At 63.4% G+C, this 22,232-nt stretch carries 32 protein-coding genes, 1 pseudogene and 1 riboswitch; of the genes and pseudogenes, 19 read left to right on the top strand and 14 right to left on the bottom strand.

The window, feature by feature from the left end; translation table 11 throughout:
* Positions 1-20: 20 nt before the first annotated feature.
* On the bottom strand, positions 21-1,499 hold the full coding sequence (locus G6N78_RS00595; RefSeq protein ID WP_165214485.1) for a phospholipase D-like domain-containing protein: 1,479 nt from the start codon (positions 1,497-1,499) through the stop codon (positions 21-23).
* Between the two features lie 152 nt (positions 1,500-1,651).
* On the opposite strand from G6N78_RS00595, the gene G6N78_RS00590 reads away from it, so the two are divergent.
* Together G6N78_RS00590 and G6N78_RS00585 are read left to right on the top strand one after the other, a co-directional pair.
* Entirely contained in the window at positions 1,652-1,816 is a 165-nt protein-coding gene (locus tag G6N78_RS00590) for a hypothetical protein (protein WP_165214482.1), read from the top strand.
* Positions 1,817-2,023: 207 nt separating this feature from the next.
* Positions 2,024-2,911: a branched-chain amino acid aminotransferase gene (locus tag G6N78_RS00585; RefSeq protein ID WP_165214480.1), complete on the top strand. Its 888-nt coding sequence runs from the start codon at positions 2,024-2,026 to the stop codon at positions 2,909-2,911.
* Positions 2,912-3,181: 270 nt separating this feature from the next.
* Here the strand turns inward: G6N78_RS00585 and G6N78_RS00580 are convergent, their stop codons facing one another.
* Genes G6N78_RS00580 through G6N78_RS00570 form a run of 3 tightly spaced genes read right to left on the bottom strand, consistent with a single transcriptional unit; the run spans position 3,182 to position 4,145 of the window.
* Positions 3,182-3,502, bottom strand: coding sequence for a hypothetical protein (locus G6N78_RS00580; protein ID WP_165214477.1), 321 nt, complete (start codon positions 3,500-3,502; stop codon positions 3,182-3,184).
* Positions 3,503-3,539: 37 nt separating this feature from the next.
* A complete protein-coding gene (locus G6N78_RS00575; protein ID WP_165214475.1) occupies positions 3,540-3,968 on the bottom strand; it encodes a type II toxin-antitoxin system HicB family antitoxin in 429 nt (142 codons plus the stop codon).
* 27 nt (positions 3,969-3,995) lie between these two features.
* A complete protein-coding gene (locus G6N78_RS00570; RefSeq protein ID WP_234905839.1) occupies positions 3,996-4,145 on the bottom strand; it encodes a hypothetical protein in 150 nt (49 codons plus the stop codon).
* A 346-nt stretch (positions 4,146-4,491) separates the two neighbouring features.
* Here G6N78_RS00570 and G6N78_RS00565 point away from each other — a divergent pair, with 346 nt between their 5' ends.
* The gene (locus tag G6N78_RS00565) at positions 4,492-5,094 is read left to right on the top strand and encodes a superoxide dismutase (RefSeq protein ID WP_165214470.1); all 603 of its coding nucleotides are present in this window, start codon (positions 4,492-4,494) and stop codon (positions 5,092-5,094) included.
* Positions 5,095-5,193: 99 nt separating this feature from the next.
* Here the strand turns inward: G6N78_RS00565 and G6N78_RS00560 are convergent, their stop codons facing one another.
* Positions 5,194-5,721: a GNAT family N-acetyltransferase gene (locus G6N78_RS00560; protein ID WP_234905838.1), complete on the bottom strand. Its 528-nt coding sequence runs from the start codon at positions 5,719-5,721 to the stop codon at positions 5,194-5,196.
* Between the two features lie 129 nt (positions 5,722-5,850).
* Between G6N78_RS00560 and G6N78_RS00555 the strand changes: the two genes are divergently transcribed.
* From G6N78_RS00555 to G6N78_RS00525, 7 genes are all read left to right on the top strand, one after another.
* On the top strand, positions 5,851-6,693 hold the full coding sequence (locus G6N78_RS00555) for a metallophosphoesterase (protein ID WP_165214467.1): 843 nt from the start codon (positions 5,851-5,853) through the stop codon (positions 6,691-6,693).
* A gap of 188 nt (positions 6,694-6,881) precedes the next feature.
* Positions 6,882-7,325: a c-type cytochrome gene (locus G6N78_RS00550; protein ID WP_165214465.1), complete on the top strand. Its 444-nt coding sequence runs from the start codon at positions 6,882-6,884 to the stop codon at positions 7,323-7,325.
* A gap of 89 nt (positions 7,326-7,414) precedes the next feature.
* Complete coding sequence (locus tag G6N78_RS00545; protein ID WP_165214463.1) at positions 7,415-8,329, top strand: c-type cytochrome; 915 nt, start codon at positions 7,415-7,417, stop codon at positions 8,327-8,329.
* A gap of 163 nt (positions 8,330-8,492) precedes the next feature.
* A riboswitch (cobalamin riboswitch) is annotated at positions 8,493-8,702 on the top strand.
* 24 nt (positions 8,703-8,726) lie between these two features.
* Positions 8,727-8,903: a CbtB domain-containing protein gene (locus tag G6N78_RS00540; protein WP_165214460.1), complete on the top strand. Its 177-nt coding sequence runs from the start codon at positions 8,727-8,729 to the stop codon at positions 8,901-8,903.
* 16 nt (positions 8,904-8,919) lie between these two features.
* Entirely contained in the window at positions 8,920-9,720 is an 801-nt protein-coding gene (locus G6N78_RS00535; RefSeq protein ID WP_234905837.1) for a CbtA family protein, read from the top strand.
* Between the two features lie 97 nt (positions 9,721-9,817).
* Entirely contained in the window at positions 9,818-10,198 is a 381-nt protein-coding gene (locus tag G6N78_RS00530; protein ID WP_165214458.1) for a hypothetical protein, read from the top strand.
* Between the two features lie 283 nt (positions 10,199-10,481).
* Positions 10,482-10,673, top strand: a complete 192-nt coding sequence (locus G6N78_RS00525) for a type II toxin-antitoxin system HicB family antitoxin (protein WP_165214455.1) — start codon at positions 10,482-10,484, stop codon at positions 10,671-10,673.
* Positions 10,674-10,825: 152 nt separating this feature from the next.
* Here the strand turns inward: G6N78_RS00525 and G6N78_RS00520 are convergent.
* The 4 genes and pseudogenes from G6N78_RS00520 to G6N78_RS00505 all read right to left on the bottom strand — a co-directional run.
* Positions 10,826-11,266 (bottom strand): annotated as a pseudogene (locus G6N78_RS00520) (SRPBCC family protein); the annotation flags it as partial.
* Positions 11,267-11,286: 20 nt separating this feature from the next.
* Positions 11,287-11,628, bottom strand: coding sequence for an ArsR/SmtB family transcription factor (locus tag G6N78_RS00515; RefSeq protein ID WP_165214449.1), 342 nt, complete (start codon positions 11,626-11,628; stop codon positions 11,287-11,289).
* 361 nt (positions 11,629-11,989) lie between these two features.
* Positions 11,990-12,556 carry a DJ-1/PfpI family protein gene (locus G6N78_RS00510; RefSeq protein WP_165214446.1) on the bottom strand — a complete coding sequence of 189 codons (567 nt, stop codon included), beginning with the start codon at positions 12,554-12,556 and terminating at the stop codon, positions 11,990-11,992.
* Between the two features lie 31 nt (positions 12,557-12,587).
* The gene (locus G6N78_RS00505; RefSeq protein WP_165214443.1) at positions 12,588-13,076 is read right to left on the bottom strand and encodes a GNAT family N-acetyltransferase; all 489 of its coding nucleotides are present in this window, start codon (positions 13,074-13,076) and stop codon (positions 12,588-12,590) included.
* Positions 13,077-13,324: 248 nt separating this feature from the next.
* On the opposite strand from G6N78_RS00505, the gene G6N78_RS00500 reads away from it, so the two are divergent.
* On the top strand, positions 13,325-13,594 hold the full coding sequence (locus tag G6N78_RS00500) for a ribbon-helix-helix domain-containing protein (RefSeq protein ID WP_165214440.1): 270 nt from the start codon (positions 13,325-13,327) through the stop codon (positions 13,592-13,594).
* On the top strand, positions 13,591-13,926 hold the full coding sequence (locus tag G6N78_RS00495; protein ID WP_165214437.1) for a type II toxin-antitoxin system RelE/ParE family toxin: 336 nt from the start codon (positions 13,591-13,593) through the stop codon (positions 13,924-13,926). The genes G6N78_RS00500 and G6N78_RS00495 overlap by 4 nt, the downstream gene beginning before the upstream one ends.
* Before the next feature lie 54 nt (positions 13,927-13,980).
* Here the strand turns inward: G6N78_RS00495 and G6N78_RS00490 are convergent, their stop codons facing one another.
* Positions 13,981-14,394, bottom strand: a complete 414-nt coding sequence (locus G6N78_RS00490; protein WP_165214434.1) for a MerR family transcriptional regulator — start codon at positions 14,392-14,394, stop codon at positions 13,981-13,983.
* 83 nt (positions 14,395-14,477) lie between these two features.
* Here G6N78_RS00490 and G6N78_RS00485 point away from each other — a divergent pair, with 83 nt between their 5' ends.
* From G6N78_RS00485 to dmeF, 3 genes are all read left to right on the top strand, one after another.
* On the top strand, positions 14,478-15,218 hold the full coding sequence (locus G6N78_RS00485) for a cation efflux transmembrane domain-containing protein (protein WP_165214431.1): 741 nt from the start codon (positions 14,478-14,480) through the stop codon (positions 15,216-15,218).
* Between the two features lie 166 nt (positions 15,219-15,384).
* Complete coding sequence (gene dmeR, locus G6N78_RS00480; protein WP_165214428.1) at positions 15,385-15,657, top strand: Ni(II)/Co(II)-sensing transcriptional repressor DmeR; 273 nt, start codon at positions 15,385-15,387, stop codon at positions 15,655-15,657.
* Positions 15,658-15,694: 37 nt separating this feature from the next.
* Positions 15,695-16,729 (top strand): CDF family Co(II)/Ni(II) efflux transporter DmeF, encoded by a 1,035-nt coding sequence (gene dmeF, locus G6N78_RS00475; RefSeq protein ID WP_206531589.1) that lies wholly within the window; start codon positions 15,695-15,697, stop codon positions 16,727-16,729.
* Between the two features lie 41 nt (positions 16,730-16,770).
* Here the strand turns inward: dmeF and G6N78_RS00470 are convergent, their stop codons facing one another.
* Positions 16,771-17,025: a hypothetical protein gene (locus tag G6N78_RS00470; RefSeq protein ID WP_165214413.1), complete on the bottom strand. Its 255-nt coding sequence runs from the start codon at positions 17,023-17,025 to the stop codon at positions 16,771-16,773.
* 206 nt (positions 17,026-17,231) lie between these two features.
* Complete coding sequence (locus tag G6N78_RS00465) at positions 17,232-18,491, bottom strand: DUF2254 domain-containing protein (protein ID WP_165214411.1); 1,260 nt, start codon at positions 18,489-18,491, stop codon at positions 17,232-17,234.
* Positions 18,492-18,647: 156 nt separating this feature from the next.
* Here G6N78_RS00465 and G6N78_RS00460 point away from each other — a divergent pair, with 156 nt between their 5' ends.
* Together G6N78_RS00460 and G6N78_RS00455 are read left to right on the top strand one after the other, a co-directional pair.
* Complete coding sequence (locus G6N78_RS00460) at positions 18,648-19,061, top strand: DUF2946 family protein (protein ID WP_165214409.1); 414 nt, start codon at positions 18,648-18,650, stop codon at positions 19,059-19,061.
* A 164-nt stretch (positions 19,062-19,225) separates the two neighbouring features.
* On the top strand, positions 19,226-20,650 hold the full coding sequence (locus tag G6N78_RS00455) for a PepSY-associated TM helix domain-containing protein (protein ID WP_206531588.1): 1,425 nt from the start codon (positions 19,226-19,228) through the stop codon (positions 20,648-20,650).
* Positions 20,651-20,779: 129 nt separating this feature from the next.
* On the opposite strand, the gene G6N78_RS00450 is transcribed toward G6N78_RS00455, so the two are convergent.
* Together G6N78_RS00450 and G6N78_RS00445 are read right to left on the bottom strand one after the other, a co-directional pair.
* Positions 20,780-21,079, bottom strand: a complete 300-nt coding sequence (locus G6N78_RS00450; RefSeq protein WP_165214407.1) for an addiction module antidote protein — start codon at positions 21,077-21,079, stop codon at positions 20,780-20,782.
* Positions 21,076-21,366 carry a type II toxin-antitoxin system RelE/ParE family toxin gene (locus G6N78_RS00445; RefSeq protein ID WP_165221076.1) on the bottom strand — a complete coding sequence of 97 codons (291 nt, stop codon included), beginning with the start codon at positions 21,364-21,366 and terminating at the stop codon, positions 21,076-21,078. The genes G6N78_RS00450 and G6N78_RS00445 overlap by 4 nt, the downstream gene beginning before the upstream one ends.
* Positions 21,367-21,386: 20 nt before the next feature.
* Between G6N78_RS00445 and G6N78_RS25685 the strand changes: the two genes are divergently transcribed.
* Positions 21,387-21,599 (top strand): hypothetical protein, encoded by a 213-nt coding sequence (locus G6N78_RS25685; RefSeq protein ID WP_206531587.1) that lies wholly within the window; start codon positions 21,387-21,389, stop codon positions 21,597-21,599.
* A 134-nt stretch (positions 21,600-21,733) separates the two neighbouring features.
* Positions 21,734-22,180, top strand: coding sequence for a hypothetical protein (locus G6N78_RS00435; protein WP_165214231.1), 447 nt, complete (start codon positions 21,734-21,736; stop codon positions 22,178-22,180).
* Positions 22,181-22,232: the final 52 nt, after the last annotated feature.

Here is a 22,232-nt window from a genome sequence, read left to right as displayed (position 1 = left end):
CGGCCCGGCTCCTTCACCCGTCAGCTCTGCTGAGCCAAAAACAGGCGCCGCCCGAAACGGTTGCGCAGGAATTGCGAGGTCTTGTAACGCACCCCGGCCGGGCGCTCCGGATCGACCAGGTCGCTTTCGGCCACCAGCTCGTCGTCCAGTCCCATCTCGCGCTCGCCCACCGGCTTCAGGCTGCGGCCATCGCGGCGGCTGAGTGCGTCGATCGTCTGGGCGAGGGAGCCGCCGGCGGCGGCAATCGCATCTGCCACCGCCTGCGCAGACGTGCCCAGATGTTCGCCCATCAGATCGTCACGCCGTGCCCGGATCGCCGCGCGAAGATCGACATCCTCCTCGGAAACCTCCAGGATGACGTCGCTTTCGGTGTCGTACCCCATCGAGCGATTGTTGAGATTGGCCGATCCGAGCTTCAGGATGCGGTCGTCGACGATCATGATCTTGGCGTGCACGTAGATGGCGGTGCCCGCTTCGTTCACCGGATAGAGGATGCGGAACCGGTCATGCCGGTCGGCCTCCTGCATCAGCTTGATCATCCGGGCCCGCGCCGTGTCCATCGTCTTCTCCTCCAGCCAGCCGCTGGCCGATTTCGGATTGACGATGATGATGTCCGGCCCGTCCGGTTCGGAAAGCCGCTTGGCCATGGCCTCGGCAAGACGGCGGGAGGCGAAGTACTGGCTTTCGATGTAGAGGCTCTGCCTGGCGCTCGCGATCATCGCCAGCGTCGCGGTCTCGATCTCCACCACCTCGCGCCGCTCCTGGTATTTCGGCGAGGTGCGGGCAATGCCGATGCGGACGTTGAGGAACTCCGGTTCGAGATCCTCCGGCCACGGATCAACCGAAGCGCTGGACCTCTCGACAGGATCGAGGCGCTCGCCGGTCGCCATTTCCCAACGGTCGCGCGCAAGGTCGCCAAGCGCGCGGGCGGCGGGTCCGGAGGCGCAGGTCGTGGCATCGTGCCACGGTGGCTCCGGCCGCCCGAAGGGCGAAAGCCGGTTCGGGTCATCTTCCCGGTGGTCGCGGCTGTCCCAGCGGCCAACGGTCATGTCGATCCCGCCGCAGAAGGCCACCGCATCATCGATGACGAGCAGTTTCATGTGATGCGCCGCCATCGGCGGGTGCGCCCGGTCGAGCTTCAGGTGGATCTGGCGCGAGATCATCCAGCGCAGCATGTGGAAGGGCGTTTCGCCTCGGGTGAGGGAGGAAAGCAACCCGTAATCCCATTTCAGGATGCGGATCTGCAGCGCCTCGTTCTGCTTGGCGAGATCTTCCAGAAACCGGCCGAGCTTGTCGGGCCGGTCGCCGGGCGGCTGGTCCGGCGTCAGCCGGATGCGCGTGTCGAAGTCCCAGCCGATCAGCATGATCGAATGCTGCGCCTTCAGCATTGCCGCGCGGGCCAGGCGGAAAAAGCCGCCCGCATCGACGATGACGGAAAAGCGATCCGCTTCGGCGATCCGCCAGCAGCTTTCGCCTTCTGCCAGAATGGAGGTGGTCATGTCGCTCCGCTTCGTTCAGCCGTTTGTCAGGATACCCTGCCAAGACGCAAGGTCCCGGCTGTTTGTTCCCTGGCGCGGGACAAAAGGCGGCCGGACCGAATTTGCGCCGCATAGATCGGCTATCGTCTGCGCGTGAATGAGGAGATACTGTTATGCGTACCTGGTGCCTGTTGTGGCTGGCGATCCTCCTGGCCGTTGTCTTGGCCATCCCGCTGATCGACCGGTCAAACACCTCATCCCACGGCCCGCAGACGAACCAGGGGCAGGAAAGCCCGTTTCTGCCGGTGCCCGCGCAGTCGGGTCACAGTCGCCCTTGACGCGGTCCGATCCGCGCCGGGCGGCGTCATGGATCACTTTTCCTGATGGGATGATGTAAGGCTGTGGTGCATGCGGAACGGCCATTTCAGGGAGGGGTGGTTCCTGCGCAATTTTCTGTCGAACCTGTCGGCAGGGGCAAAAAATTCTTGACCTTGCCGGGTCAGGCGCCTTCACTTCCGGAAAATTCGTTTTCCGAGGAGAAGAAAATGCCTGTCGATACCACGCCCCGCAGCACCACCTGGACATTCGTCGATGGGGATTGGGTCACCGGTAATCCGCCGCTCATCGGCCCGACCTCGCACGCCATGTGGCTGGGCTCCACCGTTTTCGACGGCGCCCGCTGGTTCGAGGGCATTTCGCCGGATCTCGACCTGCATTGCCAGCGCGTCAACCGCTCCGCCACCGCCATGGGCATGAAACCGGTGATGACAGCCGAAGAGATCGAGGCGCTGGCGCTGGAGGGCGTGAAGAAATTCGACGGCAAGACGGCGATCTACATCAAGCCGATGTACTGGGCCGAACACGGCATGGCGGGCTCCGTCGTGGCTGCCGATCCGGACTCGACGCGGTTTGCGCTCTGCCTGTTCGAAGCGCCGATGCACACCGCCCAGCCGTCCTCCATCACCGTCTCGCCCTTCCGCCGGCCGAACCCGGAAGTGGCCATGACCAATGCCAAGACCGGCAGCCTCTATCCGAACAGCGGCCGCGCCATCATCGAGGCCCGCGCCCGCGGTTTCGACAATGCGCTGATGCGCGACCTGAACGGCAACGTGGCGGAAACCGCCTCCTCCAACATCTTCCTCGCCAAGGACGGTGTGGTGATGACGCCGGTCGCCAACGGCACCTTCCTTGCCGGCATCACCCGTTCGCGCGTCATCAACCTGTTGCGCAGCGCCGGCGTCGAGGTGCGGGAGGTGACGCTGACGGTCGAGGATTTCAAGAAAGCCGACGAGATCTTCACCTCCGGCAACTATTCCAAGATCGTGCCGATCAACCGGCTGGACGACCAGGAATTCCAGGAAGGCCCGCTCGCCCGCAAGGCGCTGCAACTCTACATGGACTGGGCACGCGCTACGGTGAAGGCTGCGGCGTAAAGGGGCGGCGAGGGGTGGATTGCTCCTTTGAGGCAAGCTCTGGTCTTCTATAAACCGCAATGGTTCCGATGCGGCAGGCGTTCGCCGCGTTTCTCCTTCTCCCCGTCAGAACGGGGAGAAGGTGGCCGGCAGGCCGGATGAGGGGCAAGGCGCTATCTCTGCCGTCGTAGCCCCTCACCCCAACCCTCTCCCCGCAGGCGGAGAGAGGGGGGTAGAAGCCGCGCCGCGCAATATCTCAACGGCGATTCACCATCCTCCCGAAGCGCCGCCTTATCGCCCCGGCATGACCTTCACCTGATCGGCAGAAAATTCCGAGCTGAGCTCGACCGTCTTCATCTGCTTGTCGTAGACGCAGATCAACGAGATCGTCTGCTTGGCGCCCTTCGCCTTGCCGGTGACCAGCGCCAGACCGAAATGGTCACTGCCATAGGGATCGACCACTGCCCGTGGTTTCTCGATCTGCCCGGCGGCCGCCTTGACGCAGGCGGTCGAGACCGCCTTGCCGAATTCAGCCCAGGCGCCGTCGGAGGAGGCCTGCACGGCGGGGGCGGTCAGGGCGAGAAGGGAAATGGCAACAAGATAAGATCGCATGAAAACTCCTTCGGCAGCAGGGGGAGACGGACCCGTGTTATTCGGCGGCGGCAAGCCCGATGACAAGCCTTTGCCCCATCACCGATAGGGCCTCGTTCAGGCTGGAAATCTTGCTGCGGTGATCGGCATCCAGCAGGCGCCGGACTTCCTTTTCGTTCTTGCCGAGGCGCCGGGCAAGTTCGGACTGGCTGATGCCGGACGCGCGGAACGTCTCGATCACGGCGATCTTGGCGGCGACCTCCGCATCCGGCGTGATCGGGATTCCCGTCGCCTGAGCGGTGGGCAAAGCCCGGTCGAGCTGCAGATAGGTCAAAAGGGCAATGCCAAGCGCATCGGCCGCCATGGAGCGTGCTTCGCCAAGTGTGTCGCCTTCGGTGATCGCCTCCGGAACGTCGGCAAAGCTCACCACATAACCGTCCGACTGCTGCTTCGGCTCGAACAGAGCCGCATAGGTGTAGGTCTTCATTCGGTCACCTTGTGCGCCGGATCGATATCAGTCGAGCCCCAGCGTTTTCCTGATCTTCGCCGCTGTCTTCGGATCGATGTCGCGGTTCGGCAGCGTCGTGAAGCGATCTCCGACAAACACGGTCGCATGGCTTCCTTTTCCTTTCGCCTTGTTGACCCGAAAGGAAAGCCCTCGCAATGTCGCCTCCTGTCTCAGGTCACGGAGAAAGCGGTCCCGCTTGTCCATAAATCACTCTCACACAATTTCGGGCATTTTTGTCCGAAAGTAAAGGTTGGGTACGGGGAAGTCTCTGATAGCAACACGTCGCATCTGCCGCTGCACAAATCAACCCTTAGCTGTATTTGGCGAATTTAAACGCTTCCAGGGAGTGTCGCGACACGCGGCCTGCGCGCCATCGGAAAGCGTGGCCGCCGGCATCCGAACGCTTCGAATTTTCCCCCGTCGCCCGTTGCCTCTTCGGTCGTTCAAACCTATGTTCCGGCTCAACATCACTTCAGGTGTTCTGCCGAAAAGGAGTAAGACCATGGCCTTCGAACTTCCCGCACTCCCTTACGATTACGAAGCCCTGCAGCCCTTCATGTCGAAGGAAACGCTGGAATACCACCACGACAAGCACCACAAGGCCTATGTCGACAACGGCAACAAGCTGGCCGCCGAAGCCGGCATGGCCGATCTGTCGCTGGAAGACGTCGTGAAGAAGTCCTTCGGCACCAATGCCGGTCTCTTCAACAATGCGGCCCAGCACTACAACCACATCCATTTCTGGAAGTGGATGAAGAAGGATGGCGGCGGCAACAAGCTGCCGGGCAAGCTGCAGGCAGCGATCGACAGCGATCTCGGCGGTTATGACAAGTTCAAGGCCGATTTCGTCGCCGCCGGCACCACGCAGTTCGGCTCCGGCTGGGCCTGGGTATCGGTGAAGGACGGCAAACTCGTCATCTCGAAAACCCCGAACGGCGAAAACCCGCTGGTCCACGGCGCGTCCCCGATCCTCGGCGTCGATGTCTGGGAACATTCCTACTACATCGACTACCGCAATGCTCGTCCGAAGTACCTCGAAGCCTTCGTCGACAGCCTGATCAACTGGGATTACGTGCTGGAAATGTACGAAGCCGCCACGAAGTAAGCGGTACTCCCTTTTGCCACCGGCGGTCATGGGCCGCCGGTCAGGCACTGTTTGAAAGGCTGCGGCATCTGTCGCGGCCTTTTTCCGTGCTGTGCCCTGTCACTCTGAAAGTCGCGCCCAGCGTTCGTGGTCGCACCAGTCTCCGTTGATCTTCAGGTAACGCGGCGAAAAACCCTCCTTGCGGAAACCGCACCGGGCAACGAGCGCCAGCGACCGGGTGTTGCCGGGCTGGATGTTCGCCTCGACCCGGTTGAGGCCGATCTCGTGAAAGGCGTGGTCGAGCGCCAGGTTCAGTGCCGCGGTCATCAGTCCGCGGCCGGCAAGCGCTGCCATACCGTAATAGCCGAGGTAACAGCTGCGGAAATTGCCGAGCGCGATCTGGCTGAAATTAAAGACGCCGACGATCTCGCCCGTTTCCGCAAGCCTTGCCAGCAGGCTCACATTGGCGCCGGTGACCATCTGCCCGTACCAGGCCTCGAACGCGGCTTCATCCTTCGGCGGATCGGCATAGGGGTGATGATGCTGCAGGCTTTCGACATTGGCGGCGATCAGATCGGCCGCATCGCGGCGCCGCACGGGCCTGAGGTCGATGCGGGCGGGTTCGGCTCTCTGGGGAAGGGTCATCATGGGCATTCTCCTTTACCGCCGTCGCCGTAAAACCGCATGCTGGCGCGGTCAATGGCCGGGGTGGCTGCCGGTGCGCATGCGCCCACAGCCTGTCACAGCCGTGTCACGCAGGCGCCTTAAGTGCGCGCCATGACCCAGGAACCACTTCTCCGCTTCGGCATCATCGCCGATCCCCAATATGCCGATCGTGACCCCAACCCGGTGCTGAACCGGCATTTTCGCGGCAGCCTCGCCAAGCTGTCGGAAGCCGTCGCCACCTTCGAGGGCGAGGATCTCTCCTTCGTCATGACGCTGGGCGACCTGATCGACCGCGGCTGGGAGAGTTTTGAGGCACCGCTGTCCATCTACCAACGGTCGCGCCACGAATGCCTGTTCCTGCCCGGCAACCACGATTTCCTGGTCGAACCGGACCGGATCGCCTTCGTGCATGCCGCACTCGGCATGCCGGCGCCCTATTACAGCTTTGCCCGCAGCGGCATCCGTTTTCTCGTCATCGATGGTTGCGAGGAGAGCCTGTTTTCGACCGCCGCCGATCCAGGCCGCCATGCGCTTGCAAGCGCGCGTCTTGCGGCCCTCAAGGCCAAAGGTGCGGAGAATGCCATGGACTGGAATGCCGGGATTTCGGACAGGCAGTTCGCCTGGATCGCCGGCCAGCTGGAGGCGGCCCGCGCTCTTGGCCAGAAGGTGATCGTTATGGGGCATTACCCGCTCCACCCGGCCACCGACCACTGCCTGTGGGATGCCGAACAACTGGCCGATCTGCTGGCTGCCTCGCCGCAGGTCATCGCCTATCTGTGCGGCCATGATCACCGCGGCGGTCTGGGGCGCGCCGGTACCTGCTGGTTCGTCACCTTCAAGGGCATGGTCGATACGCCGTCAGACAATGCCTTCGCATGGGTCGATCTTTATGCCGACCGCCTGGAGATCCGCGGTTTCGGCCGCGAGCAAAGCCGCAGCCTTCCCTTCGCATGAGGGGATAGCAGTCCCGTTCCGGCACAATCACATCTGTGTGTCCGCCCGGAAATCGTCATGTTTTTCCGCTGCCTAGCATGTAATCATTCGAGCGTCGTACGGTGTGCCGGGACGGATCCGGCACCGACAATCAGGCACCGATATTCAAGTACCCACACTCAAGCACGGACAATCAGGGGAGTTGCTTCATGAAATTCAAGATGCTGACGGCAGGCGTGGTGGCACTCTGTCTGGGCGCAAGCGCCGTCTTTGCAGCCGGCGAGCCGCAGGTGGTCCGTCAGGAGCTGATGAAGAAGATCGGCGGCTCCATGGGCGCGCTCGGTGCCATCGCCAAGGGCCAGAAGCCCTATGAGGCGGCAACGGTGAAGACTGCGCTGTCGACGATTGCCGAGTCCGCTGCGGATTTCCCCAACCACTTCCCGGCCGGTTCCGAAACCGGCATGGAAACAGAAGCCGCTCCGGCCATCTGGCAGAACATGGATGATTTCAAGGCCAAGGCCATGAAGCTGTCCGCCGATGCCAAGACCATTCTCGCTTCCATGCCGGCCGATCAGGCAGGCGTTGGCCAGGCCATGCAGACGCTCGGCGCCGAATGCGGCGTGTGCCACCAGACCTACCGCCTGAAGCGCTGAGGCTCGCGCCCTGATGCGCCGCCGTCTGGCCGTGTTGCCGGGCGGCGGCTTTTCTCCGTTCTGACCTGTCGTGATCGAAGGGGAAGGCCATGGCCTCGATCGTCACCAAATTTGCGCTTGCCGGTGTTGTCGCGGCGGTTGTCGGGGCCGGAGTCGCCTACGCGCTGACGAAGCCCGATCCGCATCCCGATGCCTATTGGGCAGGGCTTGGTGCGCCGGATCTCGCGCATGGCGAAACCCTGTTCTGGGCCGGCGGCTGTGCCAGCTGCCATGCGGCAAAGGGTGCGGAAGGCGACGCGCTTAAAATCATGTCCGGCGGACGCGAACTGCCGACCGCCTTTGGCACCTTCCATGTGCCCAATATCTCGCCCGATGAAAAGGCCGGCATCGGCGCCTGGACGATTGCCCAGTTCGGCAATGCCATGACCCGGGGCGTCGGGCCGTCCGGCGAACACCTTTACCCGTCCTTCCCCTATGGCTCCTATGCCCGCATGACGAAGGCGGATATCAACGACCTCTTCGGTTACCTGAAAAGCCTGCCGGCGAGCGAAAACGTCGCGCCGGCGCACGAACTCTCCTTCCCCTTCAATATCCGCATGACGCTTGGCGGCTGGAAGCTTCTCTATTTCTCCGACCAGCCGCGCGTCGAGATCGCCAATGCCTCCGACGCCGTCAAGCGCGGCCAGTATCTGGTGGAAGGCCCCGGCCATTGCGGCGAATGCCACACGCCGCGCAACGTGCTGGGCGGTTTCCAGACCGGCCAGTGGCTGGCGGGCGGCCCGAACCCGGAAGGCGAGGGGCGTATTCCGGACATCACCCCCGGCTCCGAATCGATCGGCAACTGGAGCGAGGACGAAATCGCCGCCTACCTCGAAACCGGCTTCACGCCGGACTTCGACAGTGTCGGCGGCTCCATGGTGGAGGTGCAGAAAAACCTGTCGCACCTGCCGAAGCAGGATCTCGCTGCGATTGCCGCCTACCTGAAGGCCATTCCGGCCCGGTGAGGAGGCGCCGCGCAAACTTTGCGCACGGTCGCCAAGGGATGGAAAGCCCAAGCGATGCTCCGTCATTCTCGGGTCAGGCCGAGGATGATGGCGCAGCCGGCACCCCTCGCGAAAACGTTGGCACGCCAGAAGCCCGCCTTGACAGCCCGTTCCAACCCTGCGCACAAGAATGACGTGCACCGGTTTCCGGCGGTGAAGGCTGCCGGGATGAAAAGGGAACACGATAGGGCGGCTCGATCCGCCTCATTCGTGGCTGCCCCCGCAACTGTGAGCGGCGAGCGTTTCGATCATTCTGGCCACTGGGAAACCGGGAAGGCTGATCGGCATGTTAAGACCCGCGAGCCAGGAGACCTGCCGGCGCACCTGTCGCAACATCGATGCAACGAGGGGTATTTGCATGTCGATCCAGTCCCAGGCCGTCAAGACCACGGCCACGTCGTCCGCTCTGCTGCAGGCCGTGTTTGCCGCCTGCCTCGGCCTGTTCATCGTCGGTTTTGTCGGCTTTTCCCATGCGGAAGCCGTGCACAATGCCGCGCATGATACGCGCCACGCCAACGCCTTCCCCTGCCACTAAGCCAGGGACGTCAACCATGTTCAGATCGATTGTCTTCTCCGCGGTCATCGCGGGGATCGCCAGCGGCATGGCCGTATCCTTGCTGCAGATGGCCGGCACGACGCCGCTCATCATCGCCGCCGAGGCCTATGAGACCGCAGAGCCCGCCGCTGCCGAACCGGCTGCCGCGCCCCACACCCATGCGCCGGGAACCGCCGCGCATGAGCATGCCCATGACCATGCCGCCCCTGTCGCCACCAGTGCCCATTCCCACGATGCGGGCCACGACCACGGCGACGGCTGGGCGCCTGCCGACGGCATCGAGCGCACCGCCTATACCATGGCCGCCAACATCCTGACGGCCATCGGCTATGCGCTGGTGCTCTCCGCAGCGCTCTCGATCGCCCGCCAGACGGGCGCGACGGATAAGAGCGGCTGGCGCACCGGTCTCGCCTTCGGTCTCGCTGGCTTTGCCTCCGTCATGCTGGCGCCGATGCTGGGGCTTCCGCCGGAACTGCCGGGCTCGCCCGCCGCAGAACTTGGCGCCCGCCAGACCTGGTGGATCGCAACCGCGCTTGCCACCGCCGCCGGCATCGCGCTTCTCGCCTTCCGTCGCGAACCGATCGCCGCCGTCTTCGCCGTCCTCTTGATCGCCGCCCCGCATGTGGTCGGCGCGCCGCTGCCGCCGGAGGGCGAACATCCGCTCGCACCGCTCTCCCTCGAACGGCAGTTCATCGTCGCCGCTACCGTCACGAGTTTCCTGTTCTGGGCGCTCGTCGGAAGCTTGAGCGGCGCGCTGTTGCAGCGCTTCGAAAGGGGCGCCGCACCGGCTCGCTGAAAGCCCGGGACCGGACGGATGACCAACCGGTAACGGGCGGCCTGACGGGTTGCCCAACGGGCCGCAGAGTGCAGGGAGGAGAGGCGGTGAGACAGAGATGACCGGACCGGCGGCAGACTGGCGGGACGATCTCGACGCCCTGCGATTTGCCGTGCCCGGCCACGGCGCCCATGCACTCGTCCACCGCCTGGCCTTCCGCGCGCTGGTCGCACATCCCGCAGGCAGCACGGCTCAGAGCCTGCCCGCCGACAACCGATCCGGCAAACCCGCGCAGCCTCCGGCGCCGGACCGGGACGCCTGCCTCACCCTGTTTGCCCGAAAAAACGAAGCCTTCCACGCCGCCGCCCACGCCAAAATCCACCGCCAGTCGATCCCGAGGGGACAAAACCTCCACCTCAACAGCCGCGACATCCGCCGCGCAATGGAGGGCGAGCAGGCCGCCACAAAGGCCAAAGCCTGCCGCGTGCTGGGCGGCTGAGGGCGCGCGCCCCACATCTGCGTCAACATGGCAGGTGTCGTCGCCCGCCTCCTTGCGGTAGTCCTCCCCGCAAACAGCACGTCACCCCGGAACAGGAGTGTTGAAACATGTGGGATTGGTTCCCGATCGTCTTCTTTCCCCTCAAGCTCATCGTGCTCGGCACCGGCATGTTCTTTGCGATCAAATGGCACCATGACCAGGCGAAGAAGAAGTAGCCAAACTCCGTCGTTGGGCTGATAGGTGACGCGCTTGCAATCAGCGGTGGCGCGGTTATCATCCCGCCATGACCACGCTGACCTATCACGGATATACAGCCCGGATCGAATTCGATGGCGAGGATGAAATCTTCGTCGGTCGCATCGCGGGAATTCCCGATGTCATCGGTTTCCATGCCGATACGGTGAAGGGCCTGAAGAAGGCCTTTCACGAAGCGGTGGAGGATTATCTGGCTGCCCGCGAAACGCTTGGATGCTGACCCCGCAAACCCTAATTCGGCAAGCTTATGTTCCGCATCAATCCGGTATTCACCCCGCGCCGGTGTCGAATATTTCGTCATCGCCCCGTAGCGAACCGGGCCCATCGACTTCGTGAACGAAGTGCGGCGATTCCGCGACAGAACCTCATGCTTCAGCGTGAGACAGTGAAACGTTCCAGCTTGGCTAATGTTTGTTGCCCCAGGTCTTCAGCTCCAAAGCCCTTGGCTGTTTGATATTCTGCAGCGGTGCTGAAGACCATCGTGAGTGTCACCTTGGTTGCGCCATCCTGTTCATCCAAGGAAACGACGGCATCGGCATGCTTGGGTCCGTTCTCGCCCCAAAGAAGCGCGTAGCTGATCCGCGCTTCGGGCCACACCTCGCGGTAAAGGTGGTGGTTCGGGAAAACCGTTCCATCCGGCCCGATCATGTCGAAGATCCATTCACCGCCACTGCGCAGGTCAATTTTCCTTGTTCGGCAGGAAAAACCTTCCGGACCCCACCACAGAGGCAATGTTTCCGGGTCCATCCATACGGCCCAAACGACGGATCGCGGCGCCTTGATGATCCGCTGCAGCACCATCGTCCGATCCGCTGCGTTCTCAATATCCAGGGTCATTCCTCACGTCCTTTCATTTTCTCCATCACAAGTCCGTCCAACCGATCGAGCCTTGATTCCCAAAGCGCTTGTTGCTGGTTGAGCCATGCTTGTGCGAGCCCCAGAGCCTCGGGTACAATGGCACAGGTGCGAACCCGCCCATCCTTCGCCGTCGTGATCAGCCCGGCCCCTTCCAGCACTGATAGGTGCCGCATCACAGTTGGCAGCCGCAGTCCTGTTGGCCCGGCAAGGTCGGTCACGCTGACCGGGTGGGCGGCGAGCGTTGTCAACATTGACCGACGCGTCGGATCTGCCAGCGCCTGGAATAATAAGGAAAGAGCGGGATCATGCTTAGCCATATTGCTAACTTAATCGGCTTGGCGAGACATGCAAGATAAACTTTGCCATATGGCTAAGTGTTAAGCGTGCCGTCTTTCAAACTAGCGGCTCATGCCTGATGTCATGACTTTTTGCACATGGCGAAATTCCTACCCGACGCAACCGACTGACGATGCCGGAACATGAGTAGATGGACAAGATTTCAGGGCGGTGGCGGGTTGGCTTGAACGGCCGACACGCGGCGCGCAGTTGCGCCTTCGCCTCCGGTCATCAATGTCCGGATCAAGACTAAATCGGACGATATCGACGAAGGTTTGGATATCGCTTTCACCTTTTGGGAGCCCAACTTCGGATTATCCCCTCCCGGCCCACTCCCACCCCCTACCGAAACTCCGCCCCAAACCCTGCCATCTCCGCCGCGGCCTCCTCCGTCCACAAATCGAGCGCCTTCAAAATCTCCACCGTGAACGTAAACGGTGCGGTGCCCGGGGCGGTGATCACGCCGTGGTCGGAGACGGCCTTCGGCTGGTCGCGGTAAAGCGCTTCGCCGCGATAGGCGGGATAAGCCTGGTGGGCGGCAAGCGCATTGCCGGTATGGGCGACGCTGTTGAGGAGGCCGGTGCCGGCCAGCGCGCTGGCGGCGGCGCAGATGGCGGCGACCGTCTTGCTTTCGCTCCGGAAGGCGGTGGCGAGCGGCACAAGGTCCGGCGCCTTGGCCGTGCCCCAGATCATGCCGCCCGGAATGACGAGCGCATCGAATTCCGTCGGCACAAGATCGCCGTAGGCGCTGTCGGGGGTCACTTTCAGCCCGCCCATCGAGGTGACGGGCGCGCCGTCCGGCGAGGCGGTGACGATTTCGGCGCCGAGAAAGCTGCGGGCGACGGCCGTCAGCATGCCGATCTCCCAATCGGCATAGGCGGGGGTGAGTGCAATCGCGAGGCGGGCCATGACGGGGTTCCTTCGGTCGACCAAGGGGTAGTCAGGCCAGCGGCTGCAGAAAGCGCATGCCGGTCACCGGGCGCGGGATGAAATCCATCTGTTCGTAGAACCGGTGCGCGGCGAAATTGCCGGTGGCGGCCGAGACCGAGAGGAAGTCGCAGCCTTGCGCGCGGGCGCAGTCCCGCGCACGGTTGACGAGATGCTGGCCGATGCCATGGCCACGATGGCCGTCGCGCACGAAAAGATGGTGCAGGTCCATGCCGCGTTTGCCCTCCTGGGCGCGGTAGAGCGGCACGAGAATGGCATATCCCATCAGTCCGTCGCCGCCATCGGCCACCAGCGCCTGGATCCACGGCATCGGGCCGAACAGGTCGCGCTCCAGCGCCTCGGGCGTCATTGCCGATGCATCGCCGTGATGGGCGGCCAGTGCCGCAATCATGTCGTTGAGGTCCGGCAGGTCGCGGGGTTTCGCCACCCGAATATTCACCACGGCCGGGCGCAGAAGGGAGATTTCGGTATCTTCAGGCATTGCGGCATCCTTTTTCAGGTTTCGTGCCGTCAGGTGCCGTCTTCTTACAACAAAGCCGCCTGACGGCGGCTTGTTGACATTGTGATCTGTCGAGCCGCCCGTTACCGGTAGGCCCAAAAATACATGGCAGCGATGGGTGCGTGTACGATCATCATGGCGGCATGCATGCGCCCGATCGGCGGCAGAGTCAAGAGGCGTGTGACGCGGCGCGGCGACGGTGGTAGAGTGGTTACGACAGGAGGTGCGTCATGGTGGTGAAATTGTCGTTGACGCCGGAGGACGAGCAGAGGATTGCGCGGCATCTTTCGACCGGTCGCTTCGAGGATGCAGCCGATCTCGTGCGCCACGGCCTGGCCCTCATCGAGGATCAGGATCGCGAACGTGAGGACTGGTTGGACAACGATGTCCGGCCGCGTCTCACCGACATCGAGAACCGGCCTGAACGCTTTCTGGCTGCGTCGGATGTCTTTGCGGATCTGGCCGAGCGGCACCGGAAGGGCGTTTCGGCTGGCTCATGAGATACCGCGTCGTCATTCACGCGGAGGCGGCGCAGGAGTTGCGCGAGGTTTACGATTATATCGCCGATCGTGCGGGGGCCGAACGGGCATGGAGCTATGTTTCCGGTCTTCAGCAGTTTCTGGAGCGGCTCGCTGATTTTCCGGAGCGGGGAACGGTAAGAGGGGGCGCCTTCAAAGACATGCGTATCATCGGATACCGGCGCAGGATGAGCATCGCGTTTGTGGTCCGGGCGCACACGTTGATGGTGCTGGGCTTTCTGTATGCCGGAAAAGATCTACGACCGGAACGCCTTGCCGCGCGGGCAAAGGATGATCCGCAACAGGGGACATGAGCTCTCGCCCGACTTGGGTACCGCACGGGGGAAGCAAATCCGGGCCCAACTCCCTCAATGCTCGTGCTCGCACAGCCCATGGTCCGAGAGCGCGCGGATCACATAGCAATCCTCCACCGTATGGCCGCCGCAGTGGGAGACGATGCGTTCCAGCTCCGTCTCCAGCCGCTTCAGCTGGTCGATCTTCTGGCGCACTTCGGTGAGATGGGCAGTCGCGATGCGGTCTGCGCCGTCGCACGGCGCGTCCTTGTGGTGGCTGAGCGCAATCAGCTCGCGGATGCGGTCGATCTCGAAGCCGAGGTCGCGGGCGTGGCGGATAAAAGTCAGCCGCTCCACATCCGTGCGGCTGTAGCGCCGCTGGTTGCCCTCGGAGCGTTCCGAGGGTGCCATCAGCCCCATCTGCTCATAGTAGCGGATGGTCGGCACCTTCACGCCCGTCCGCTTCGACACGTCGCCGATCGAGAACATTTTCGAAAACCCTCTTGAACCTCTAGTCACTAGAGGGATTATCTGTGGTGTCACCAGAAAATTGCAAGCGAGAAGGTGACATCATGAGCGCGGGCTGCGGCCATCATCACGGCACATTCGAGGGCCTTTCGGCCGATTACAAACGGCGCCTCTGGGCGGTCATCGCCATCAATGCGGTGATGTTTTTCGTGGAAATGACGGCGGGGCGCATGGCCGGTTCCCAGGCGCTGCAGGCGGATGCGCTGGATTTCTTCGCCGATTCCGTCACCTACGGCATTTCGCTTGCGGTGATCGGCGCGTCCCTGAAGGTGCGCACGCTGGCGGCGGCGGCAAAGGGCCTCAGCCTGTTCCTGATGGGCCTCTTCGTCTTCGGGTCCACCGTCTACCGCGTCTTTGTCACCGGCGTGCCGGAAGCGCCGATCATGGGCGTCATCGGTTTCCTGGCGCTTGCCGCCAACCTGGCAAGCGTGCTGTTGCTGGTCAACTACAAGGATGGCGATGCCAATGTCCGCTCGGTCTGGCTCTGCTCGCGCAATGATGCGATCGGCAATGTGGTCGTCATGATCGCCGCACTCGGCGTCTGGGGCACGGCCACCGCCTGGCCGGATCTGGCGGTCGCCGCCGTCATGGCCGGCCTGTTCCTGACGTCGTCCTTCCAGATCCTGACCCAGTCCTTTGCCGAATGGCGGGCGGGCGGCGCGATCGACCCGGATCTCGATCCGCATGATCACGGGCAGGCGGGGCAGGCTAAGGCCAAAGGCGGCGGTGCGTGCTGCGCGCACGACGGCCAACACGCCGACCATCATCATGGCCACGCCCACTGAGGCGGGCTGCGAGGAACCGGCCGTCCGGCTGGGCTCCTCCTGTCCTGTTGTGTCATCATCAAGGCGGTCCCGGTTCGTACCGGGACCGCCTTGCCGCATGGATTTGCCAAACCCGGTTTGTCCCTGTACAAGATAGGGTACCCCCCTATGGTATTGAGGCTTTCGCATGACGCACACGGTTCGGGACAGGGACAAGCTTTTGACGCGGGTCCGCCGCCTCAAAGGGCAGATGGAGGCGGTGGAGCGTGCGCTTCTGGCGGAAAAACCCTGCGGCGAGGTGCTGCAACTGCTGGCGTCCATCCGCGGAGCGCTCTCGGGCCTCACCGGTGAGGTGATGCACGATCACCTGCACGAACATGTCGTGCATGCGGCAAGCGAGGCCGAGCGCGAGGCGGCCGCTGCGGAACTGGCCGAGGTTTTGCGCACCTATATCCGCTGACAGAACGAAGACGATGCAGCAACACGGAGGAAACCCCATGGAAACCGCCAGCGGGACCGGCCACGGCCATCACGATCACCTTGATGAACACCATCACCACGCCCATACCCACGCCCATGTCTTTCTCGGCGAAAACCACAGCCGGAATGAACGCAAGGTCTGGCTCGTCATCGCCCTGACGGCCGTCACCATGGTGGCGGAAATCGTTGCCGGCACGGTTTATGGCTCCATGGCGCTTCTGGCGGATGGCTGGCACATGTCCACCCATGCCGGCGCCATGCTGATTGCCGCCGGCGCCTATTGGTATGCGCGGCGCGAGGCGCACAATAGCCGCTTCACCTTCGGCACCGGCAAGCTGGGGGATCTCGCCGGTTTTGCGAGCGCCGTGGCGCTGGCGCTGATCGCCCTCCTGATTGCCGTGGAAAGCCTGCTGCGCCTGTATGCGCCGGGTGCCATCGCCTTTGATCAGGCCATCCTGGTGGCGGTGCTCGGGCTTGTCGTCAATCTGGCCAGCGCCTGGCTGCTGAAGGATACGCACCATCACGGGCATCACCATGACGATCACCGGCACAAGGGCGCCCATCATCACGATGGTCATCACGGGCACCACGGGCACCACGGCCATCATGGTCACCATGGCCACCACGCCGGGGCAGACAACAATCTGCGGGCTGCCTATCTGCATGTGCTGGCCGATGCCTTGACCTCGGTGCTTGCCATCGTCGCCCTACTGCTGGGGCGGGCCTATGGTCTCGTCTGGCTCGATCCGGTCATGGGCATTGTCGGCGGTCTGGTCATTGCGCGCTGGTCGTTCAGCCTGATCCGCGACACCTCGCGCGTGCTGCTGGATGCGGTACCCGGCGAAGGGCAATTGACCCGGTCGATCCGCGCGCGTCTGGAAGGGGAGGGGGAAAGGATCACCGATCTGCACGTCTGGCAGGTGGGGCCCGGCCATCACGCGGCCATCGTCTCGTTGGTGACAGAGAGGCCGCAGCCGCCGGAGGCTTACAAGCAAAAGATTGCCGACCTGAAAGGTCTCTCGCATGTGACGATGGAGGTCACGCCAGCCTGACGCGGCGATGGGTCAGGCCTCGATGGATCAGGGTCGAGGGGTCAGAATTCGGAGTAGATGTCTTCCACCTGCGCGATGGAGGAGGCGCGGGATTCGCTGGCGTCGTGACGGTCGCCTTCGACGGCCCAGAGCGCATTGGCGAGCGAGGACGACAGAAGCGTGCTGCTGCCGGTGATGGCGCCGTCGCTGTAACGGCGGCCTTCACTGGTCGAGGGCACGTTTTCTTCTGCCTTGCGGTCCAGTGTATATGGCTTTGCGGGGTAACCGTAGCCACTCAGTCGGCTTTCAATCTGCATGGCGCTGGCTCATGATTCTGAAGGTATTAAACCTTCATTAACCATTGAAGCTTGCGCGAGGCTTGCGGCTTTGCCGTAGTCCGGGTTTTTGGGCGTTGACACGCGCGCCGTTATCGCGGTTGTCGCTGCTTTGCGCCGCGGCGCGTGTCGTAAAGCCACGTGAAAACCTGCCGACCAGTTGACCGGCAAAGGGTTAACACTCTCTTTCAGTCGGCTTGCGAAAAGAGGCGGGAATGCACGGCCTCAAGCCGCTCGCGGTCCTCCTCAAAGGACAATGCGGCCGTCGCCCGTCCGAGCGCAGAGCGTGCTATCCGGCGGCAGGCCGCCCGGTCGTCGATCCCGGCAGCGGCAATCGCCGCCAGTGATTTCTGCAGGCGGATCGCCACCTCCACCTGGCCGGCGCCGTCCCGCGAGATCGGCATGAAGGCGGCATCGAGCAGTTCCTCGTCGGAAAGTGGCGCCACATAGACCCTGTCGTGCCGCACCGGCGCCGGTTCGCTGTGAGGCGCCTGCGCCAGAAGCCTCGTGATGGTCGCCAGAACGTCGATCGCCGTGCCGGGATCGTTGATGCCGGGCGACAGCGCCTTGGAGGCGATTTCCGACAGCGTGATCAGGCCAAACCGCGGATCCTGGTCGAAGGAGCGGCGATCGCCGATCGAAAAGGCGGCCCGCAGGCTTGCGACAGACTCGGGCGACAGCGTCTGCCCGTGATCCTTCAGCACCAGATGCGCGATGGGCTCGGACGGGTCGCACTGGCTGCCAGGCCGGCGGGTGACGTGGATCGTCGCATCGAGTTGTTCCGCCAGCCGGCCGATCGATGCCATGTCGAGATACTGCACATAGCCCACCGTGTCATGCAGGATGTCGATGGCCCCGGCCGGCGGTGCCTGCCAGGCCCGGGCTCCGAGGCTCGGGTCCCTGCGGTGGGCGGAAAGCGCCCCGCTTGCGGCATCCTCCACCCGTGAAATGGTCTCGCCGACGCGGCCAAGCCCCGCCAGATGGTCGATCCAGCGCAGCAGCGTCACAACGATCAGCGCCACCATCAAAAGGGTGGAGAGAAACAGGAGAAAACGCCCGCGCTCGCCGTAAAGCTCGGTATTGAGCGCAATCAGGCCGATCAGCGAAAACAGGAAGGAGCCGAGAAAGGTGGAGAGCGCCCGTTGCGCCGTGCGGTCTTCCAGAAGCAGGCTTGTGGCGCGCGGCGTGGCGCTGTTGGCCGCAGCACTGGTGGCCGACACCAGCGTGGTCAGCGAAAAGGTCGTCACCGCCAGCATGCTGGAGGCAATGATGGTGAGGATCGAATCCACCGATTTCGCACCAAAGGTGCGCGGCAGATCCTCCGGCAGGTAGGGCGCAAGCCAGATGGCGGCGAGCGCCGTTGCAATGCCGAACAGGCAATACAGCGTGGCGGTAAACCACAACCGCCGCATCATCTGCTTCAGAAACCAGATCTGGTTGGAAAACATAAAGACTCCCGGCCCGAACTCCCGTTTAATATTGCCGGGTTCGTCAGAACGGCAAGCCGTTGCGACGGGCCGGCGTGATGCGGCCCGATAAAATGTCGCAGGGGATCATTCTTCTCGCGGGATGACGCTGGAACACGGCTGTGGCAAGGCTGTGGGATGACGACACGCGACACCTGCCCGCCCGGCCTGCTGCAGAAGGGCCTGACCATAGTCCTTCTGGGCTATGCGCTGGCGATTCAGCTGTTCGTCGGCGCCTATTTCCAGCAGAAGATGGTGGTCGCGGCACTCGATAGCGAGGCCGTCATCTGTTCCAGCATGTCCGGCCTCGCTATCGGCGCCCATCCCGCCGATGACCCTGCCGGTGATCAGGGCAAGGCGCATTGTCTGGCCCTCTGCCAGCTCGCCTGCGGTTCCGGCCCGGCGCTGGCCGCTGTCCTGCGCGACCTGCCGTCCCATCAGCCGGCCAGCCAGTCCGTTCCCTTTGCCACGGCTAGCGCGCGTGCGGCGGTCTCGACGCTCTACGACACGCCGCAGGCCCGCGGTCCTCCCTTGATCTCCCGCACGCTGTAACCGCCGGCTGGTGAGACACCAGCGGCACCACATCCGTGATCTTCGGAGATCTTTTCCATGTTGTCTTTTTATCGTGGCGGCGTCTGCTGCCCGCCCGCGCCTGACTGCGCCCGTCTTTTCCGCACCCTTCCGTGCCGCACCCTCTCGTCGCGCGGAGGCCGCTCATGAGCCGGTCCGCCCCGTCCAAGCCGTTCCTCAGTCCTGAAATGCGGGCCTTCCTCACCCGGCTGCATTTCTACATCGGCCTCTTCGTCGGGCCGTTCATCTTCGTGGCGGCCCTGTCCGGCACGCTCTATGTGCTGACCCCTCAACTCGAAAACTACGTCTTCCGGGACTATCTGACCGGCGCCACCGGCGAGGCCCAGAGCCTGGAGCGGCAGGTGAATGCGGCGCGCACGTATCTCGGGCCGGATGCCTCCCTGTTTGCCGTCCGCCCGGCACCGAGACCCGGCGATACCACGCGGGTGATGTTTGCCGACCCGACGCTCGGCGAATCCGAAACGCGCGCCGTCTTCGTCGATCCGGTGACGCTCGCCGTGAAGGGGGATCTGGTGGTCTATGGCACGAGCGGTATCCTGCCTCTGCGCCTCACCATCGACCTCTTCCACCGTCATCTGCTGCTCGGCGCCATCGGCCGCAACTACAGTGAACTCGCCGCCTCCTGGCTGTGGATCGCCACACTCGGCGGCGTCACGCTCTGGGCCTTGCGGCGCCGCTTCGATGCGGCACGCACGAAGAGGACGCCAGAGGCCGGCGCCCGCCGAATGCACACGACCCTCGGCCTGTGGCTGGCGGCGGGACTTCTCTTCCTCTCGGCGACCGGGCTCACCTGGTCGAAATATGCCGGCGATAACATCGATGCACTGCGCCAGTCGCTGAACTGGATCACGCCCTCGGTGTCGCTGAAGCTGGACGCCGCCGTGCTGACTGCCGACCCGCATGCCGGCCACGCCGATCATGCCGCCCATGCCGATCACATGAAGGCGACGATGCCGGCGCCGACCCCCGGCCTGCCTGATCCGGCGACCCTGATGGATCCGGTTCTTGCGACCGCAAAGGCGGCCGGCATTAATTCGCCGATGGTGGAGATCCGCCCCTCGAAATCCGCCGACAAGGCCTGGATGGTGCGCGAATACGACCGGTCCACCCCGACGGAGGTGGATACGATCGCGATTGACCCGGCCAGCATGACGGTGACGAGCCGGGCCGATTTCGACACCTTCACGATCATTCCGAAGCTGATCCGCTGGGGCATCGATATCCACATGGGCATCAAGTTCGGCCTCATCAACCAGATCGTCATGGCGGTGATCGGCAGCGCGCTCTGTGTCTCGATCGTCTACGGCTATGTGCTCTGGTGGAAGCGCCGCCCGGCACCGGGGGCACCGGCCCGCACGCTCATCCAGTCCTGGCTCTATCTCGGGACCCTCAGCAAGCTTTGCGTCCTTGCGGTGGCGCTCGCCCTCGGTCTCGCGCTCCCGGTCATGGGCTTGAGCCTGATCGCCTTCGTGCTGATCGACGGCATACGCTGGCGGCTGGACAAGGTCCGTCACGCCACCCGCCGTCCGCGCACCGCCCCGGCGGAGTGAGCGGCGGAGGTTTCTACACGCAAAGCTCTTGCGACGGAGATTCGGGCAACTGGGTCGCCGTCGCACCCCGCGGTGGGTTGTGCCACAGCGTGAGGCGGGGTGGAGCTTCAGGCGCCGGCGGCCGTCGCTCTATTCTGCCGCATCCGATGCTGGAACGACCGTAAACTTCAGGCCCAACGCCTTGGCAACGCCCAAAAGGGTGGACAGTTTCGGATCACCTTTTTCGCTCAGCGCCTTGTAGAGCGCCTCGCGGGTCACGCCCGCTTCCCGGGCGATCCCCGTCATGCCCCGCGCCTTGGCAATGACGCCGAAGGCATGGGCGATATAGGCGCAATCGCCGGTCTCCAGAGCATCGCTCAACAGCAGCGCCTGGCTGTCGACCGTCTCGAAGAACTCGCTCGCTTCGAAGGGAATGGGTTCGACTGTCATGGTACATCCTCCGCCAGCCTTTTCGCCTGCGCGATGTCTCTGGCCTGGCTCGACTTGTCTCCGCCGCACAGCAGAATGATCAAGCGCGTGCCGCGCTTGACGAAATAGACCCGATAGCCCGGGCCATAATCGATGCGCAGCTCGCCGATGCCGTCAAAGAACTTGGCATCTCCCATCAGACCGGCCTCAAGACGCACCAGCCGCATGGCAATGCGCACCTGCGCTGCCCGATCTCTCAGGCTCCTGAGCCATCGCACAAAATCCGGATGTTGGCGGACCTCGATCATCTGTGAACTGTAGTTCACAGATGATCCTTGTCAATGCCTCACATCTTCCCCGCCACCTTGGTCGCGAACGCATATTCGAAGGCGATTTCTTCCAGTCGCTGGAACCGGCCGGACTTGCCGCCTTGAGGGCACTGGCCCGTTTGGCCGGAAAGACCACGTCACCCGCCAAGGCGGCTGCGGCACGCGCCAACGGATCAAATGGCGGGCGGCCGCGAAAGCTGGCGAGCGGGTGAGGGGAAGGGCGGGGCATCGCCCTTAGTTGCTGGCATCTCGTAATCGGATAGAGGGAAGAATTGCGCAATTCTTCTTGTCATGCGTGTGCTCCCTCAGCTATCTGTTGATGGGGTGGGGAACAGCAAGGTTGCCAATGTATCCAGGTGCCGAGCGGCAAATCAGAGGGAATCTGGAACTTCTCGCACGCGGGGGCAGGGCGCCGCTGATCTCGGTCGGATATTTTTCGGCGAGACAGTTTGAGGACATCAATTTTGCAAGACTTGATGCAGATCTTCATCCACTCGGCCAGAATGAAATCGTGTTTATCGGGCGACATCTTTATGTGAGCCCCCATCGCGACGGCTATTCCATCGATGATATGATCGAGCAGATCCGGCACGCGCTCGCGGAAGAAGCGATAGCAATCATAACGGCGAAGATGTCGTGTCTGCGTAACCTGCGTGGTCGGCAGGATCGTTGGGGGAACACGATCTACGATCAGGCTGTCTCCGAGATGACGGCCAGAAAGCCGCGCGCTGAGCTATTTTCGGTCATTCCCAAGGGCGACACTCTCCAGCCGAAAAACCAAAGCCCACCATGAGGTGGGCTCCAGTTGTTGAGCGATCCCGGGTAACCAATGGTCCGGCGCCCTC

Source organism: Allorhizobium pseudoryzae, from assembly GCF_011046245.1.
GTDB lineage: Bacteria > Pseudomonadota > Alphaproteobacteria > Rhizobiales > Rhizobiaceae > Neorhizobium > Neorhizobium pseudoryzae.
This window is presented reverse-complemented; position numbering and strand designations above follow the sequence as displayed.

Coding starts and splice junctions, on each gene's coding strand:
- G6N78_RS00510 (WP_165214446.1), bottom strand. CDS start 12,556: ATGGCCCGCCTCGCGATTGCACTCACCCCCGCCTATGCCGATTGGGAG.
- dmeF (WP_206531589.1), top strand. CDS start 15,695: ATGGAAACCGCCAGCGGGACCGGCCACGGCCATCACGATCACCTTGAT.
- G6N78_RS00540 (WP_165214460.1), top strand. CDS start 8,727: ATGTCGATCCAGTCCCAGGCCGTCAAGACCACGGCCACGTCGTCCGCT.
- G6N78_RS00445 (WP_165221076.1), bottom strand. CDS start 21,366: ATGATCGAGGTCCGCCAACATCCGGATTTTGTGCGATGGCTCAGGAGC.
- G6N78_RS00550 (WP_165214465.1), top strand. CDS start 6,882: ATGAAATTCAAGATGCTGACGGCAGGCGTGGTGGCACTCTGTCTGGGC.
- G6N78_RS25685 (WP_206531587.1), top strand. CDS start 21,387: ATGATCCTTGTCAATGCCTCACATCTTCCCCGCCACCTTGGTCGCGAA.
- G6N78_RS00535 (WP_234905837.1), top strand. CDS start 8,920: ATGTTCAGATCGATTGTCTTCTCCGCGGTCATCGCGGGGATCGCCAGC.
- G6N78_RS00565 (WP_165214470.1), top strand. CDS start 4,492: ATGGCCTTCGAACTTCCCGCACTCCCTTACGATTACGAAGCCCTGCAG.
- G6N78_RS00525 (WP_165214455.1), top strand. CDS start 10,482: ATGACCACGCTGACCTATCACGGATATACAGCCCGGATCGAATTCGAT.
- G6N78_RS00580 (WP_165214477.1), bottom strand. CDS start 3,502: ATGCGATCTTATCTTGTTGCCATTTCCCTTCTCGCCCTGACCGCCCCC.
- G6N78_RS00465 (WP_165214411.1), bottom strand. CDS start 18,491: ATGTTTTCCAACCAGATCTGGTTTCTGAAGCAGATGATGCGGCGGTTG.
- G6N78_RS00470 (WP_165214413.1), bottom strand. CDS start 17,025: ATGCAGATTGAAAGCCGACTGAGTGGCTACGGTTACCCCGCAAAGCCA.
- G6N78_RS00515 (WP_165214449.1), bottom strand. CDS start 11,628: ATGGCTAAGCATGATCCCGCTCTTTCCTTATTATTCCAGGCGCTGGCA.
- dmeR (WP_165214428.1), top strand. CDS start 15,385: ATGACGCACACGGTTCGGGACAGGGACAAGCTTTTGACGCGGGTCCGC.
- G6N78_RS00575 (WP_165214475.1), bottom strand. CDS start 3,968: ATGAAGACCTACACCTATGCGGCTCTGTTCGAGCCGAAGCAGCAGTCG.
- G6N78_RS00555 (WP_165214467.1), top strand. CDS start 5,851: ATGACCCAGGAACCACTTCTCCGCTTCGGCATCATCGCCGATCCCCAA.
- G6N78_RS00560 (WP_234905838.1), bottom strand. CDS start 5,721: ATGATGACCCTTCCCCAGAGAGCCGAACCCGCCCGCATCGACCTCAGG.
- G6N78_RS00590 (WP_165214482.1), top strand. CDS start 1,652: ATGCGTACCTGGTGCCTGTTGTGGCTGGCGATCCTCCTGGCCGTTGTC.
- G6N78_RS00585 (WP_165214480.1), top strand. CDS start 2,024: ATGCCTGTCGATACCACGCCCCGCAGCACCACCTGGACATTCGTCGAT.
- G6N78_RS00455 (WP_206531588.1), top strand. CDS start 19,226: ATGAGCCGGTCCGCCCCGTCCAAGCCGTTCCTCAGTCCTGAAATGCGG.
- G6N78_RS00530 (WP_165214458.1), top strand. CDS start 9,818: ATGACCGGACCGGCGGCAGACTGGCGGGACGATCTCGACGCCCTGCGA.
- G6N78_RS00460 (WP_165214409.1), top strand. CDS start 18,648: ATGACGACACGCGACACCTGCCCGCCCGGCCTGCTGCAGAAGGGCCTG.
- G6N78_RS00490 (WP_165214434.1), bottom strand. CDS start 14,394: ATGTTCTCGATCGGCGACGTGTCGAAGCGGACGGGCGTGAAGGTGCCG.
- G6N78_RS00500 (WP_165214440.1), top strand. CDS start 13,325: ATGGTGGTGAAATTGTCGTTGACGCCGGAGGACGAGCAGAGGATTGCG.
- G6N78_RS00435 (WP_165214231.1), top strand. CDS start 21,734: ATGTATCCAGGTGCCGAGCGGCAAATCAGAGGGAATCTGGAACTTCTC.
- G6N78_RS00545 (WP_165214463.1), top strand. CDS start 7,415: ATGGCCTCGATCGTCACCAAATTTGCGCTTGCCGGTGTTGTCGCGGCG.
- G6N78_RS00505 (WP_165214443.1), bottom strand. CDS start 13,076: ATGCCTGAAGATACCGAAATCTCCCTTCTGCGCCCGGCCGTGGTGAAT.
- G6N78_RS00495 (WP_165214437.1), top strand. CDS start 13,591: ATGAGATACCGCGTCGTCATTCACGCGGAGGCGGCGCAGGAGTTGCGC.
- G6N78_RS00595 (WP_165214485.1), bottom strand. CDS start 1,499: ATGACCACCTCCATTCTGGCAGAAGGCGAAAGCTGCTGGCGGATCGCC.
- G6N78_RS00485 (WP_165214431.1), top strand. CDS start 14,478: ATGAGCGCGGGCTGCGGCCATCATCACGGCACATTCGAGGGCCTTTCG.
- G6N78_RS00450 (WP_165214407.1), bottom strand. CDS start 21,079: ATGACAGTCGAACCCATTCCCTTCGAAGCGAGCGAGTTCTTCGAGACG.